The sequence below is a fragment of the Lysinibacillus sp. PWR01 genome, assembly GCF_043359455.1.
GTDB classification, from domain to species: Bacteria; Bacillota; Bacilli; order Bacillales_A; family Planococcaceae; genus Lysinibacillus; species Lysinibacillus fusiformis_F.
Window position 1 is genome coordinate 21732 of record NZ_JBHERJ010000027.1, and the last position, 13849, is coordinate 35580.

A 13849-nucleotide genomic window follows, 5' to 3' on the forward strand; every position below is an offset into this window, starting at 1 on the left:
TTTGATTTATTTCAAGCGTCAAATCAGCAGTACTCAATGGAATTTTTACAACATAGTAGTACATTTATTTCACAGAATGGGTCCAACTTTACAGTCTATTATGAGACTGAGTCTTCGCTGTCAACGTTGTTAAGTACGATAGCAAGTGAAGGAATGGCCGAAACGTATACAGACATTCCATCATCTTATTATGAAAGTTTAAGTCACCTTTGGTCAGCCTATGGAACTGGTGAGAAGGACGAGGCACATCCACAACAGCATTTAAGTGTGAAAATTAATTTACAACAAGAAATAAAGTCCAATGCCATTATAAAAGAAGTTTGCTATCTTGCATTACGTTTAGGATTGTATGCTACCTCTGTTTCTTTACCAGTTATCACAAAAGATCATCGACATTTTTCAATTGACATCAAGCAAGGAACTGCAAATTTAATGGAGCTAAGTTCTAGAAACGTTATTCAAATTTGTGGTACAAAAGATAGCTTACCGACTGTTCTACATTCAATAGCAAAAGAAAAGCATGTGTCTGAAGGTGGCTTATTTGGTGTTTGGGAGCTAAATGAAAAACAAGTGAATGTAGCGGATTTATTGTATGAAACAACATGGGAAGATGAATCGGAAGCGTCATATATTATAAATGCTTTGCAAGATGAACCAAATAAAATGCTTGATGCTGAAATCTATCTTACAGCTTCTAAAAAAAATCGAGATGAATATTGTTTAGAATTGTATAAGAAATTTTCAAATTTAAAGACAATTACAGTTCGCTCTGCATTTAAAACAGGGTTATACTGGATATTAGAGGAAGTACTTCCATCTGTTTCAGGCCATTTTGAACAAGTAAAAATAGTATGTAAAGATGGGATTAGTGAAAACGGTTTAGAACAACATAATCGCTGGATTATGGAGCTTTATCCAGTGGATGAATTGATTGAAAGGCAATATGGTGTACCGAAAGAACATGTACAATTTGAGCTTTCAAGCACACAGCAGCACATTTACAGTGTCTATGTTGATGATGTATTAATTGCTGAACTAAATCCGTTAATTAGTGAATTGGATTATGTTGACGGTCAGAAAAAAGTCTATCCAACTACAGCTGGGTATAGATTATTTGAAAGTGGGAAACTAGTTCAAGAAAATGCAATATTGTCAGATCGTGAGCGTTTCTATAAAACGTACATCAATGAGTTTCTTCCTCAAATAGTGGGAAAATTAAATATTGATGTAACGAATCGTGATCAAGGACAATTGTTTCCTTTATTTGATCGAATCGAAATTGACTTTACTTCATCTGGAATTGAAGAAGAATTAAACGTTAAGCAAGAGGCAAACTCCTCCTTCGAAGCGTTATACGAAGATCTATATTTTAACACGCTAGATTATTTTAATGAGCTCGGTCGCCGATTAGTTAATCAACCTTATAAAGCTCCTGGTGGCATTATTCCCTCTATTCATATAGAGGAAAATATTTATAAGCCTATTAAAAGTGTAATACGGGCATACCAATGGCATGAAAAACCCAATCTAGTTCCAGTTACAAAAAGAATTTTATTTAATCCAGAAGGGCAATTTGAAACGGTAGAAATGTATTTAGGTAATTATCTCAAAGTAATGAAAGTGAATGATTATTTAAAATACAAAATTAAAAATGTTTATCAATTATCAACCCGGTATCAAAATTATTCTGAGGTCAAACTGAATTATGGGGATATATCTTACAAAGGGAATGTCATTCCATTTTTTGAAGTGACTGAGCCTATTACTAGTGACTTTTATTCAGGAATTAAAAAATCGGATGAAAAGCATACGATTGTCTTTGAAGCTGGCCATCATCCAAATGAAGTATCTAGTACACCTGCTATATTAGAGCTAATGGAAGATATTATTTGTCACCATCCTGAAATCTTGAAAAAGATTAATATAATCATTATTCCGTTATCAAATCCAGATGGTTATGAAATAATGGAGAGCTTGACAAAAGAACATCCAAAATGGAAACATCATGCTGCAAGATTTAATGCAGTAGGTTTAGAGTTTGCCCATGTCAAATTTCAAGAAAGCGTATTTGGTGAGGCAAATGTTTTACCACTCATCTTAAAAAAATGGGCACCTGATATAGTAATTGATGATCATGGAATCCCTGCTCGTGAATGGGTTCAACCATTCGCAGGGTATGCATGTCCACCTATTTTTCCTGTTTCTTATACGCTTCCGAGTGCCAAGATTTATGGAATTGGTCGTTACGCGGATTATGATACGAGGGAAGTCCAGGCTAAAAATCTAGAACTAGTAGCTGAAAAAGTGAATATGTTTTTTGAGGGCTCAACATTTGCCCAAGAAAATGCTTATTGGCGTGAACGCTACTATAAATATGGCACAAAATGGGATCCGCAAAAGTACCCAATTGAGGAAATGGGGAATATTAATTTTTATCGGAGTATGGAAGTTACGCCAACTTACTCATCTGTTAGTATATTACGCTACCCGCAGTGGGTGGCTCTAGATATCATTTCTGAAGTGTCCGATGAAATTGTTTATGATGAAGAATTAATTTCTTGTATTGAAGCACATAAATTATTTAATCAAGCTATTATTGAAGCTACAATTTCTACTAAAGTAAATAAAATTAATCAATCTGGACGCTATATTAAAAAACGTCCGATAGAAATCAGGTGACAAATATGACAAAAATATTATTAACAGGGTTCGAACCATTTCTTGATTATAAAATAAATCCAACGATGCAAATTGTGGAAGCATTAAAGGGAAAGAAGATAGATGGCTATGATATTGTCGGACGAATTCTATCTGTAGATTTTCAGCAATCAGCGGAGCAATTAAAACAACAGATAGAAGAAGTGAAACCGCAAATCATTATCTCATTAGGATTAGCTGGGGGGCGTTTTAAAGTAACACCGGAGCGCATTGCCATTAATGTGAAAGATGGAGAGCCTGATAATAATGGCTACACACCAGTTGATGAGCGTATCCATGAGGAGGGGGCAGATGCTTATCTAACAAACTTACCGATTCGCAGTATGGTGAATCGTTTGCAGGCAGAAGGATATCCAGCCGAAATCTCCAATACAGCGGGTACATACTTATGTAATAACATTATGTATGAGGGGCTTGCTTATGCACAGCTACATGAAGGGGTTCGTGCTGGCTTTATTCATATTCCAGCATCATTTGAGCTAGCAATCCAACATGGCAAAATTCCCGGCTGGAATATCGGAGATTTAATAGCTGCGGTAACGCTTTGTATTGAGGAGACGGTACGTGCAACCAATCATTGATTTTCCTCATTCGATGTGGATTAGTCAACATACTATTCGTTTTGCATTCAAGGAGGAAATCTCCCACTCAAATTTTCACGCGGTCCAAACGTTTAATAGGTTTCTGAAACAGCAGCTACGGCATAACCTAGTCGAAAGTGTTGCAAGCTACCATACTGTGACAGCTTATATTAAACAAAAAATAGATGTTGAACGTTTAGGCATGCAGTGGCTTGAGATGCAAACCTCCACAACAATTGATAAAGGAACGAATCGTCTTTTAAAAATACCCGTCTGCTATGATGAGGAATTTGCCTTAGATAGCAAGCGCGTAATGGATTTCACAGGGCTATCTTTTGAGGACATTAAAACATTGCATGTGTCCAAAAGCTATTATGTTTATTTAATCGGCTTTTTACCAGGTTTCCCCTATTTAGGTGAGCTTGATCCTAAGTTGTTTGTGCCACGCTTACAGAAACCAAGGGCATCTGTATCAGCGAGTTCCGTTGGAGTTGGGGGTGGACAAACAGGAATCTATCCTGTCGATTCACCTGGTGGCTGGAATATTATAGGGAAGACACCTTTGGATTTATTTGATGTACATGGCAAAGAGCCGTTTTTATTTGCACTTGGAGATGAAGTTCAATTTTATGAAATAACCAAACAGCAATTTTGGGAAATGAAAAGCAAAGGAGTGTAGCGATTGAAGCCACTTCTGCTCGTAACAAAACAAGGGGTTTATGGTAGCTTACAAGACAAAGGAAGGTACGGCTATCGGGCATTTGGTATTCCGTTATCTGGACCAATGGATCACCTATCGTTTCAAGCAGCTCAAAGAATCTTGCATCATTACCATGAACAGACGTCTTTTGAAATGTTTGTTGGTGGTTTTGAATTTGAGGCACTGGCTGATGGTGTCTATGTATTAACGGGTGGATATAGTACATGCTTGGTTAATCATGTACCAATTGAAATGTGGAAAACATTCCATTTAACGAGAGGTGATATACTATCTATCAAGAGTGTCCATCAAGGCTCTATTGTTTACTTAACACCATTAAGAGGATTTCATACAAACGATGAGCTTGGTAGCCAATCCTGCCTTCCGCTTGGGAATTTGGGAACATGCATTACAAAAGGAAGTATTTTGTATGGGCAGGTATCAGCATCTTTAAAATATAATAGAGGGCTATATGCACCCTATCGTCCGAGGTTTGACAGTTCCATTACGGTTCGATTGTTTAAAGGACCGCATTTTCATTTATTTACAGAAAAGAGTCAACAACAATTTTTACAAAATCCTTTTCAATTTATCGGCGGCAATCGTATGGGCTACTACATAAAAGGACCTGCCTTACAACTTCAGGAAATGAAAGATATTCTGTCAGAAGCTACTCAGTTCGGAACGATCCAAGTGCCTCAAAGTGGTGATCCCATTATTTTAATGGCTGATGCACAAACAGTAGGAGGCTATCCTATTATCGCGACAGTACATGAAGAGGATTTACATAAAGTAGCGCAAATGCGTATGTATAACACAATACACTTTGTACTGGAGGAAGCATGATGCCAATTGATATTAATTGTGATCTAGGTGAAAGCTATGAAGCTTTTATCACGGGAAAAGATGAAGCACTCTTAGACTATGTAACATCCATCAATATTGCATGCGGCTACCATGCAGGGCATCATTCGATCATGCATCAAATTGTACGCAGTGCCATTCGTAAAAATGTTCACATTGGTGCACATCCAGGCTATCCTGATCGAGAGGGATTTGGTCGCCGCAATATGGAATGTAGCCCAGCTGAAATTTACGATATGATGGTTTATCAGATGGGTGCCTTACAAGCCTTTGTGCAGCTTGAAAATGGTACGCTTCATCATGTTAAACCACATGGCGCACTCTATAATCAATGCGCGAATGATCGTGAAAAAGCGTTAGCTGTAGTCAATGCAGTGTATGATCTTAATCCACAGCTTATTTTATATGGCTTATCGGGCAGCCTCATTGTGGAGATTGCTAGAGGCAAGGGGCTTCAAGTATATGAGGAGGTTTTTTCGGATCGACGCTATAACGATGACGGCACATTAGTGAACAGACAGGAGCCAAATGCCTTAATACAATCGGAAGAGGAAATGCTCGTGCATGTAAAAGGTATTTTGACTGCTAATGAAGTGATGTCCGTCCAGTCCAAAAAAATTAAAGTTGCGGTCCAAACCTTATGTATACATGGAGATGGCCCACATGCGCTAGACTATGCAAAAAAAATTGCAGGTCTCAGAAAGCAATCACAATAATAAGAATGGATGCCCTAAACAAGGCATCCATTTTGTTTAGATTGTCGTCACAAGTTCAACAGCTTCAAGCACAATTGGCGTACCAGCAGAAAGTGTACCTGTGACAGTATTGAACGTTATATCGTCTGCAGAAACTGTATAGGCACCACCCTCTTGAAGAACACCATTGATATATAAGTTATAGTAACCATTTGCGACTTCTGGAAATACTGTTGCTGCTGTACCACTATCATTTAAAAATGTTGTTGCAGCGACTGTCGTGCCATCTGCAATGGCAAGGGGTGCAGCTAAGACGTTAAAAAATCTCGTAGAAGTACCAGTTACATTGACGTGAATATTAATAATGGAAAGTGCCACCCGATTCACCTCCTTTCATTTTGTTGTAAAGCCTAGCGATTCAATAATGATGGGTGTTCCTCTATACAATGTGGCATTATAAGGTACGATTGTTAGGGAGGCTGGGGTTATCGTATAAATGCCGCCTTCCTGCATCACTGCATTAATATAAAGGTTAACGTAACCATTGGGTGAAAAAACTGTAAACTCAGTAATGGTATTTGCATCATCATTCCAAAAGAGATCCGCTGGAAGCGTTGCCCCATTAGATAGATCGAGATCGGCTGTAACGATATAAAAATATCGCTGGATCGTTGGTATAATCGTTCCTTCTGGGACTATTTCAGAAGGAGGATTAATAGGTATTCCGTTTGTTGCTTTTATACGGGGCCAGATAAATCGGTCCTCACAGTTACATGAACAATATTTTTCGATGATTTGACGAGACCTAGGATTCATCATATGTCATCACACTCCCTTCATAAAAAATAACTTTGCCCCGAATATGCTTACTATAAAATATGAAGAAAATATAAAAAGAACTAGTTGACCATCTATCATTTGGCATAGATTTTTTGTATAAACAAGTTTTATGGTGAAAGCTATTAGGATGGAAACGTTGGCATATATGCTTTAAATTAGTGTTATACTTTGCTAGTTGAATAAGGTAGAATACTAATTATGAATAATTAACGAAAAAGGGGTTACTGGTTTCATGAAAGATTTTGAACAACAATTGGAGGGGCTATTAAAGCAAGCCTCTTTGCAATACATAATTTATCAGCATAATGGTGATACAGAGCGCATGGATAAAACTTCACTTTTTGCTCGAAAAATTCAGCAAAAAGAGTATGTGATTGGCTTCGCAGGCCATTTCTCAGCTGGGAAATCAAGTATGATTAATGCGCTGTCTGGTGAAAATTTACTGGCATCTAGTCCAATTCCAACAAGTGCGAATATCGTGAAGGTGCATAAATCAGAGGAAGACTTTGCGATTGTTTATATGCACAATGAAAAGCCTGTAAAATTTGAGGCTGGCTATGATTTCAAAACGGTAAAAGAGCTAAGTAAAAATGGGGATTTAGTGTCACAAATTGAGATTGGACACAGCGCCTCTACACTCCCACTAGGCGTTACTGTGATGGATACGCCAGGAGTAGACTCCACAGATGATGCACACCGCATGTCAACGGAATCAGCACTACATATTGCCGATATCGTATTTTATACAATGGACTACAACCATGTGCAGTCGGAATTAAATTTCCAATTCACAAAGCAATTAATGAAATATAATCCAAATGTTTATTTAATTGTCAATATGATTGATAAGCATAAAGATAATGAATTGAGCTTCGAAGAATTTAAAGCAACGGTTCATCAATCCTTTGCAGCATGGGGCGTTGTGCCAAAGGGTGTGTTCTTCACATCATTAAGAGAGCCTGAACATCCTCATAATGATTTTGAGGCTGTAAAGAAAATCGTGATGGACAGTATGAATGATTGGCAGGAGCAGCTTGTACAAACTGCTACAAATACATTGTCTTTATTACAAAGCGAGCATGACAATTATTTAATGGAAGAAAGACAGGATCGTTTAGCGATTGATGAAGAAATTTTAAGTGCGGATGACTGGGCACACCATCAAGATATTTTAGAGCAATACAATAAATTAAATCGTCAGGTTGAATTATTCTCCGTAGAGGCATGGAACGAAACATTTGAAGAACAGCGTAAGGAATTACTTGCTAATGCAGCTATTATGCCAGCTGATTTACGCGACCGCTTACGCCTTTATTTAGAAAGCATGCAGGAAGGCTTTAAAGTAGGGGGGCTCTTTACTGCGAAGAAAAAAACAGAGGAAGAGCGTAACCGTCGTAAAGAGGATGCGTATAGTGCCTATCAAAATGTGGTCCATGCACAAATCACAGGGCATTTAAAAGGACTCATGAAGAAGGCATTAAAGGACGTTGGTGCATTAAATGAAGAACGTGCTACAGCCATTGATGCCTATGTATTTGACTTACCTTTTTCATTGATTGAGCAGCAAGTTCAAACAGGCGCTATTTTAACAGGTGATGCTGTGTTAAACTTCGCTAACCGTGTCGCAGAAGCAACAAAGCGCTACTTTATTCAGGAAACAGATAGCTGGAAAAATGCGCAAGCAACAACACTGGAAGCTGTAGCAACAGAAACTGCCGCACCGTCAAAATTAAAAATGGCGGGTATGCAGGACAAAGTAGATGCCATTAATGCGGTACTTGAAATTGAAGGCTATCAGCAATATAGTGCAAGCACTATGCATCAAGCGAGCAATGAAATCCGTAAAATTGCCAATCAACAGCTTACAAATTGGGAACAATTATTTAAGCAAGATTTAGACGAAATTCGCTTGTTTGATGAGTCCATGCTGAAGCCAAAAGAGCAAGTCATTGAACAAGAAGAAGCTCAGCAAGCTATTAGCGCAACGACTTTACCAATCGATGGTGTGATTAACCGTGCACTGCATACTGCCAATGCAGTCAAAGAGGTTCAAGGCTTTGCCGAAGTTGCCCAATACCTTGAAAATAAAGTAGAACGTTTACAGAAAAAGGATTTTACGATTGCTTTGTTTGGCGCATTTAGTGCGGGGAAATCATCCTTCTCAAATGCTTTAATGGGAGCGAAGGTATTACCTGTATCACCAAACCCAACAACTGCAGCCATCAATAAAATTCGTCCCGTTACACCTGAGCACCCTCATGAAACAGCGGATGTACAGCTTAAAACTGCCGAGCAAATGCTAGAGGACATTCAAGGCTCCTATGCGGCAATTGGCTTGTCTGTGTCTTCATTAGAGGAAGCCTATAATCGTGCTGATGAAGGGCTAGCAGTTCAGTTAACGGACGAACGATTAAATATTCATAAATCATTTATTCGTGCCTATAAGGAAGGCTATCCAACCTTTAAATCGGAGTTTGGTTCTATCCTTCGCGTAGACCGTGAAGAGTTTGAAAAATTTGTAGCACAAGAGAATAAATCTTGCTTTGTTGACAATATCGACTTCTACTATGATAGTCCATTAACGCGTATGGGCGTGACACTTGTTGACACACCAGGAGCAGATTCGATTAATGCTCGTCATACAGGTGTAGCATTTGAATATATTCGTAATGCAGATGCCATCCTATTTATTACGTACTATAACCATGCCTTTGCCAAAGCGGACCGTGAGTTTTTAATTCAGCTTGGTCGTGTAAAGGATGCTTTTGAGCTAGATAAAATGTTCTTTATTGTCAATGCGATTGATTTGGCAACAACGGATGAAGAACAAGAAGATGTAAAAGGGTATGTACGCTCAGAGTTACAACGCTTTGGCATCCGTTTCCCACGACTATATGGGGTATCCAGCCTGTTAGCGTTGCAAGAAAAGGTAGAAGGTGCCGATTTAACATCGGGTATGCCACCGTTTGAAAATGACTTCCATACATTCTTAAATGATGAATTGAGTGCATTAGCAGTTCAAGCTCTTGCAGAAGAAGTCGATAAAACAGAGCAACGTTTGGCTGATTTAATTGCACAAACAGAGGAAAACTTAAAACGTAAAGATGAGCGACTAGAGGAATTAACAACACTTGAACAACATATTCAATCGAAGTTCAGTGTACTGAATACGAGCATGTTAGAGAGTGAAACAAAACAAGAGCTTGATGAGCTATTGTATTATGTTCTCCAACGTGTCTATTATCGTTATCCTGAGTTCTTTAAGGAAGGCTACAATCCTTCTACATTTGCTGCAATGCCAGCACAACAAGCGTTGGAGCATGCATTGAAAGAAGTGATGCAAAGCTTACGTTTTGATTTTACACAAGAAATGCGTGTAACAAACTTCCGTTTATCGCAGTTCATTAGCAAGAAAATGCAGCATCGCTTTAAAGATGAAGTACGCGAATTGAAAGAGTTAAATCGAAGCTTCTCATTCCTAGCCTTTGAATCTTCTGAGCCAAATTTACTTGATTTTGAAGGTCCATTTGGTGAGATTTCGAAATATGCGAGCGTAAAATCTCACTTCCGCAATCAAAAAGCTTTCTTTGAGAAGAATGAAAAAGTGAAGCTGAGTGAGGCGCTAGAAGCTGTCACAAAACCAGATGCACAAGATTATTTAGATGCACAGAAAGTTTCCCTCATGACATGGGCGATTACGTTTATTGCAGAGGAAGCCGAAAAATTACGTTTGTATATTTATCATCAAGCGCTTGAGCAAATTGACACAGAAAGATTAGCATTACAAGAAGAGAGCCGTTTAGCTTCTTGGAAAGCGATTTACGCACAATTACAATACGCATGAGGTGATTCCTATGGGAAAAGTATTCAAATCAGTGGATGAAATTCAATTTGAAGGCGTCCGTTTCATCGATGCTCGTTTCGATCTTCAGGACAAAGAAGCAGGTAAAAAAGCATTCGAGGAAGGCCATGCAACTGGTGCTGCTTATATTGATTTAGAACAACAGTTATCAGATATGGACAGCAAAGACGGTCGTCACCCGATGCCAAGCAAAGAAAAATTGACTTCTGTTTTTCAAGAATTAGGATTACGCTATGAAGATCAAATTGTTGTCTACGACCAAGGAGCAGCGCCATTTGCTCCACGCGCCTGGTGGATGCTGACATATGCTGGTTTCCCAAATGTAGTGATTGTCAACGGAGGTGCACCCGCACTAGAGGCGAAAATGCCGTTTACCAAGGATATTATTAAATATCCACCAACCATCATTGAGTTTGCTTGGAAGGATGAGCTTTATGCCCCACGCCAAGCTGTAAAAGCCATTGTAGATGGAGAAGTGAAAGCCACTTTACTCGATGCACGTGCTGCTGAAAGGTACCGAGGAGAAGTAGAGCCATTGGATAAGGTAGCAGGCCATATTCCAACTGCGAAAAACTTTGACTGGGAGCAACTAAAGACAGATGGTCAACTAAAGGCAAACGATGCATTACGTCAAAAAGTGGCACCTACTGAACCAGTTGTAGTTTACTGTGGAAGCGGCGTAACCGCCTCTCCACTTTATGCTGTGTTAGCAGATGAAGGCTATGAAAACATTCAATTATATGTAGGCAGCTTCAGCGATTGGATTACAGCATATGACGTGGAAAAAGGCACAAACGAATAAAAAGAAACGCTCACTTCGGTGGGCGTTTTTTTATATGTAGTGTGGTGGATAGCCCGTTTAAAGTAGAGGATAGGATGCATTGTAGTGGATAGGGTGTGAAAAGTGGAGGATAAAAAGCTTAGAGTGACGGATAGAAATGAAAAAGTGAAGGATAGCCCGTTTAAAGTAGCGGATAGGATGCATTGTAGTGGATAGGGTGTGAAAAGTGAAGGATAGAATGCTTAGAGTGACGGATAGAAATGAAAAAGTGAAGGATACGCCGCTCAAAGTAAAGGATAGAATTTAGTAGTGGAAGCCTGCGTGGAGTGGTGGATAGAGCGTGAAAAGTAGAGGATAAAACGCTTAGAGTGACGGATAAAAATGAAAAAGTGGAGGATAGCCCACTCAAAGTGAAGGATAGATTCAAAGAAGCGGATAACCCGCTCAAAGAATAGGACAGAATCCATCAAAGTGGAGACAGAGCATACTCAAATCGATGGTAGGGATACATAGTATTAGGAAATTTTTGATTAGTAAAGCTAAATGGCGTAGTTTTAGCGTCTAATAGGTAAGGGGAGGTGAGCGGGTGCAGGAAATGCTTGTTGCACGAGCTAAAAAGGGTGATGCGGAGGCGTTTGCACAGTTGTTTTCACAGTATGAAATGGATCTATATAAAATGGCTTTTATCTATGTGGGCAATGAGGCAGATGCACTCGATGTCGTACAGGAAGTCGCTTTCCGTAGCTTTAAATACATACATTCTCTTCAAAATTCATCTTATTTGAAAACATGGTTAGTAAGGATTGTCATAAACTGTGCAACAAATTTACTAAAAAAGCGTGAACTGCTTGTCGATTATGAACCGGAGTCAGAACTAGGGGAAGAGCCGCATGAAGAGCTTCCTGAGAGATGGGCGCTGGAAGATGTGATGACACGGCTCACAAAGGCGGAAAAGGATGTTATTTTGCTGAGATTCTATCAGGATTATACATTACTTCAAGTGGCTCAGGTATTGCAGCTGAAATTAGGGACGACGAAAACCATTTTGTATCGTGCATTAAAAAAATTAAAGCAGGCACTGGAACAGGAGGGGCAAGGGTGAACGATCTAAAAAAGCAGATGGATCAAATAGACATTCCGAAATCGTTGCATCAGCGTAGTCTACAAGGTATTGAACAAGCAAAAAAAGAGCAGCACAAGTCTAAGAGCTGGGTGCCCAAAATTTTGACTGCTGCTGTAACACTTGCAGCAGGTGGATTTGTGGCATTAATGGTGGGTGAACACCACCTAGATAATGATCGGGCAAGTGCGCTAATGTCACAAGTAGAAAATTTATCCCCTCCTATGTACTGGATATTTGCTATTTTATGCATATTTATCACATTATACATCTCTAGGAAAAAGCTTCAGGTTGGTGCTGATCAGAAAAAGACGATTGGTGTTGCCGCAGTTTTGATTCTAATGATCGGTAATAGTACGCTTTTTTTACAACATCAATTAATAAAACCAATCGTAGTACCTACTGTAATCGAGGGTACGAATAGCTTACAGAATGCTTTAGAGATACGGTATATTACGAACAAAGATGACCGTCGATATGTGAAATACTTGCAGGCAGAAGATGTGCAATTACCAATTGTATATTACCAAACGGAGCAAGAAAACCTAGTGAATGGCTTTTATTATCCATTGGATACGTCTCAAGATTTACGCTATCAAAATATTCGTTTAGCTTTTTTTCAACTTGATTTAAGCACTCTGGAAAAAGTGATGGCAAGCAAAAATATTTATCTTGTATTAAGTGACGGGATGAAATTGCCTGCTCCAATTCGTCTTACGATGGAACCATCCATTTATGAAAATCAGGTCATGAATATTAGTTTTAGTCGGTCACAACATGATGCTGAGCAAATCATTTCATTTACCCTTCAACAGGATGCTGTTTTTGATGCATTTTATGTTCCACCTACATTAGAGGATAAAATACTATTGAAGGAATGGAGATTAAATGATCAGCGCTACACGGCAAGTGATTTTCCTTTTTCAGTGACGAAAGGTCAACGATTGGATATAACAATTCAATTTAAGGAAGCACCTTTAGACATCAATACGTCCATCGGTTTCAGTGGCCCGGATGGTTATTTAACTATGAGATTATATTCGCAAACGTATTTTACGACGAATTTGGTGAAAAAGGTGCGTGAAAACAATGAGTGAATCTAAACAGCAGATAAAACTTCTACAATGGCTTGCAGTGGCGCTCTTCTTTCAATTTATTTATTTAAATATTTTTAAATACGCTAATCTTCTACAAGATATTCTTGTTTATGGGGCCTATTTAAAAAGTCTCTCATTTTATAAAGAAAAAACACCAATCAAAACATATATGGCTTGCGCTATGATTCTTACCTTAATGAGTACTTTCATTTTTTCACATCTTTTCTTCTATTGGAGTACGGTTTTAATTCAAGGACTTGATTTGCTAATCATAATGGAATTTGGAAAAATTTTATTGAGCATTGAACAAAAACATCATGCACAGGGCCCAACTACAAGAGTGATGAAAAAATATATAGCGATTGCCTTTGCAGTCATTATTAGTTGGACGCTGTTAATGAATGTTACAGGTGATTGGCAGATGGGATTATTTTTCCTAGGCGCATTGCTTTTATTGGCCGTAAATATACGTTTGTTTTTTCATGTGTTAGCACTTCGTAAACATGTAAAGAGCAAATCCTTTGTTGTTACCTACTTGCAAAAATGACTCACCATTCATTTTATGCTACACTTTTTGTACAAGGGGCAAAG

The 13849-nt window shown here is 38.6% G+C and carries 12 protein-coding genes; 10 read left to right on the forward strand and 2 right to left on the reverse strand.

The features are described 5' to 3' along the window. The first annotated feature begins 36 nt into the window (after positions 1 to 36). Genes ACEVFT_RS03705 through ACEVFT_RS03725 form a run of 5 tightly spaced genes read left to right on the forward strand, consistent with a single transcriptional unit; the run spans position 37 to position 5579 of the window. The gene (locus tag ACEVFT_RS03705) at positions 37 to 2679 is read left to right on the forward strand and encodes a M14 family metallopeptidase (protein ID WP_393948172.1); all 2643 of its coding nucleotides are present in this window, start codon (positions 37 to 39) and stop codon (positions 2677 to 2679) included. Positions 2680 to 2684: 5 nt separating this feature from the next. After that, positions 2685 to 3299 (forward strand): pyroglutamyl-peptidase I, encoded by a 615-nt coding sequence (locus tag ACEVFT_RS03710; protein ID WP_393948174.1) that lies wholly within the window; start codon positions 2685 to 2687, stop codon positions 3297 to 3299. Then, a complete protein-coding gene (pxpB, locus tag ACEVFT_RS03715) occupies positions 3283 to 3978 on the forward strand; it encodes a 5-oxoprolinase subunit PxpB (protein ID WP_393948175.1) in 696 nt (231 codons plus the stop codon). The genes ACEVFT_RS03710 and pxpB overlap by 17 nt, the downstream gene beginning before the upstream one ends. Before the next feature lie 3 nt (positions 3979 to 3981). Then, positions 3982 to 4845: a 5-oxoprolinase subunit C family protein gene (locus ACEVFT_RS03720; protein WP_393948176.1), complete on the forward strand. Its 864-nt coding sequence runs from the start codon at positions 3982 to 3984 to the stop codon at positions 4843 to 4845. After that, positions 4842 to 5579 carry a 5-oxoprolinase subunit PxpA gene (locus ACEVFT_RS03725; protein ID WP_393948177.1) on the forward strand — a complete coding sequence of 246 codons (738 nt, stop codon included), beginning with the start codon at positions 4842 to 4844 and terminating at the stop codon, positions 5577 to 5579. The genes ACEVFT_RS03720 and ACEVFT_RS03725 overlap by 4 nt, the downstream gene beginning before the upstream one ends. A 36-nt stretch (positions 5580 to 5615) precedes the next feature. Here the strand turns inward: ACEVFT_RS03725 and ACEVFT_RS03730 are convergent, their stop codons facing one another. Then, complete coding sequence (locus ACEVFT_RS03730) at positions 5616 to 5936, reverse strand: DUF4183 domain-containing protein (RefSeq protein ID WP_342443131.1); 321 nt, start codon at positions 5934 to 5936, stop codon at positions 5616 to 5618. A gap of 15 nt (positions 5937 to 5951) precedes the next feature. Next, positions 5952 to 6377, reverse strand: a complete 426-nt coding sequence (locus ACEVFT_RS03735; RefSeq protein ID WP_342443132.1) for a DUF4183 domain-containing protein — start codon at positions 6375 to 6377, stop codon at positions 5952 to 5954. A 253-nt stretch (positions 6378 to 6630) separates the two neighbouring features. Between ACEVFT_RS03735 and ACEVFT_RS03740 the strand changes: the two genes are divergently transcribed. From ACEVFT_RS03740 to ACEVFT_RS03760, 5 genes are all read left to right on the forward strand, one after another. After that, the gene (locus ACEVFT_RS03740) at positions 6631 to 10242 is read left to right on the forward strand and encodes a dynamin family protein (RefSeq protein WP_393948178.1); all 3612 of its coding nucleotides are present in this window, start codon (positions 6631 to 6633) and stop codon (positions 10240 to 10242) included. A gap of 10 nt (positions 10243 to 10252) precedes the next feature. After that, on the forward strand, positions 10253 to 11062 hold the full coding sequence (locus tag ACEVFT_RS03745; RefSeq protein ID WP_342443134.1) for a sulfurtransferase: 810 nt from the start codon (positions 10253 to 10255) through the stop codon (positions 11060 to 11062). Between the two features lie 574 nt (positions 11063 to 11636). Then, complete coding sequence (locus ACEVFT_RS03750; protein WP_393948204.1) at positions 11637 to 12143, forward strand: sigma-70 family RNA polymerase sigma factor; 507 nt, start codon at positions 11637 to 11639, stop codon at positions 12141 to 12143. Next, a complete protein-coding gene (locus ACEVFT_RS03755; protein WP_393948180.1) occupies positions 12140 to 13258 on the forward strand; it encodes a hypothetical protein in 1119 nt (372 codons plus the stop codon). Before ACEVFT_RS03750 ends, ACEVFT_RS03755 begins: the two co-directional genes overlap by 4 nt. After that, positions 13251 to 13805: a hypothetical protein gene (locus ACEVFT_RS03760; protein ID WP_205442548.1), complete on the forward strand. Its 555-nt coding sequence runs from the start codon at positions 13251 to 13253 to the stop codon at positions 13803 to 13805. Before ACEVFT_RS03755 ends, ACEVFT_RS03760 begins: the two co-directional genes overlap by 8 nt. The last annotated feature ends 44 nt before the right edge of the window (positions 13806 to 13849 follow it).

Excerpts from the sequence above, each read along its gene's own strand:
- ACEVFT_RS03705 (WP_393948172.1), top strand. The coding sequence starts at position 37 with ATGGAATTTTTACAACATAGTAGTACATTTATTTCACAGAATGGGTCC.
- ACEVFT_RS03725 (WP_393948177.1), top strand. The coding sequence starts at position 4,842 with ATGATGCCAATTGATATTAATTGTGATCTAGGTGAAAGCTATGAAGCT.
- ACEVFT_RS03760 (WP_205442548.1), top strand. The coding sequence starts at position 13,251 with ATGAGTGAATCTAAACAGCAGATAAAACTTCTACAATGGCTTGCAGTG.
- ACEVFT_RS03710 (WP_393948174.1), top strand. The coding sequence starts at position 2,685 with ATGACAAAAATATTATTAACAGGGTTCGAACCATTTCTTGATTATAAA.
- ACEVFT_RS03750 (WP_393948204.1), top strand. The coding sequence starts at position 11,637 with ATGCTTGTTGCACGAGCTAAAAAGGGTGATGCGGAGGCGTTTGCACAG.
- ACEVFT_RS03735 (WP_342443132.1), bottom strand. The coding sequence starts at position 6,377 with ATGATGAATCCTAGGTCTCGTCAAATCATCGAAAAATATTGTTCATGT.
- ACEVFT_RS03740 (WP_393948178.1), top strand. The coding sequence starts at position 6,631 with ATGAAAGATTTTGAACAACAATTGGAGGGGCTATTAAAGCAAGCCTCT.
- ACEVFT_RS03745 (WP_342443134.1), top strand. The coding sequence starts at position 10,253 with ATGGGAAAAGTATTCAAATCAGTGGATGAAATTCAATTTGAAGGCGTC.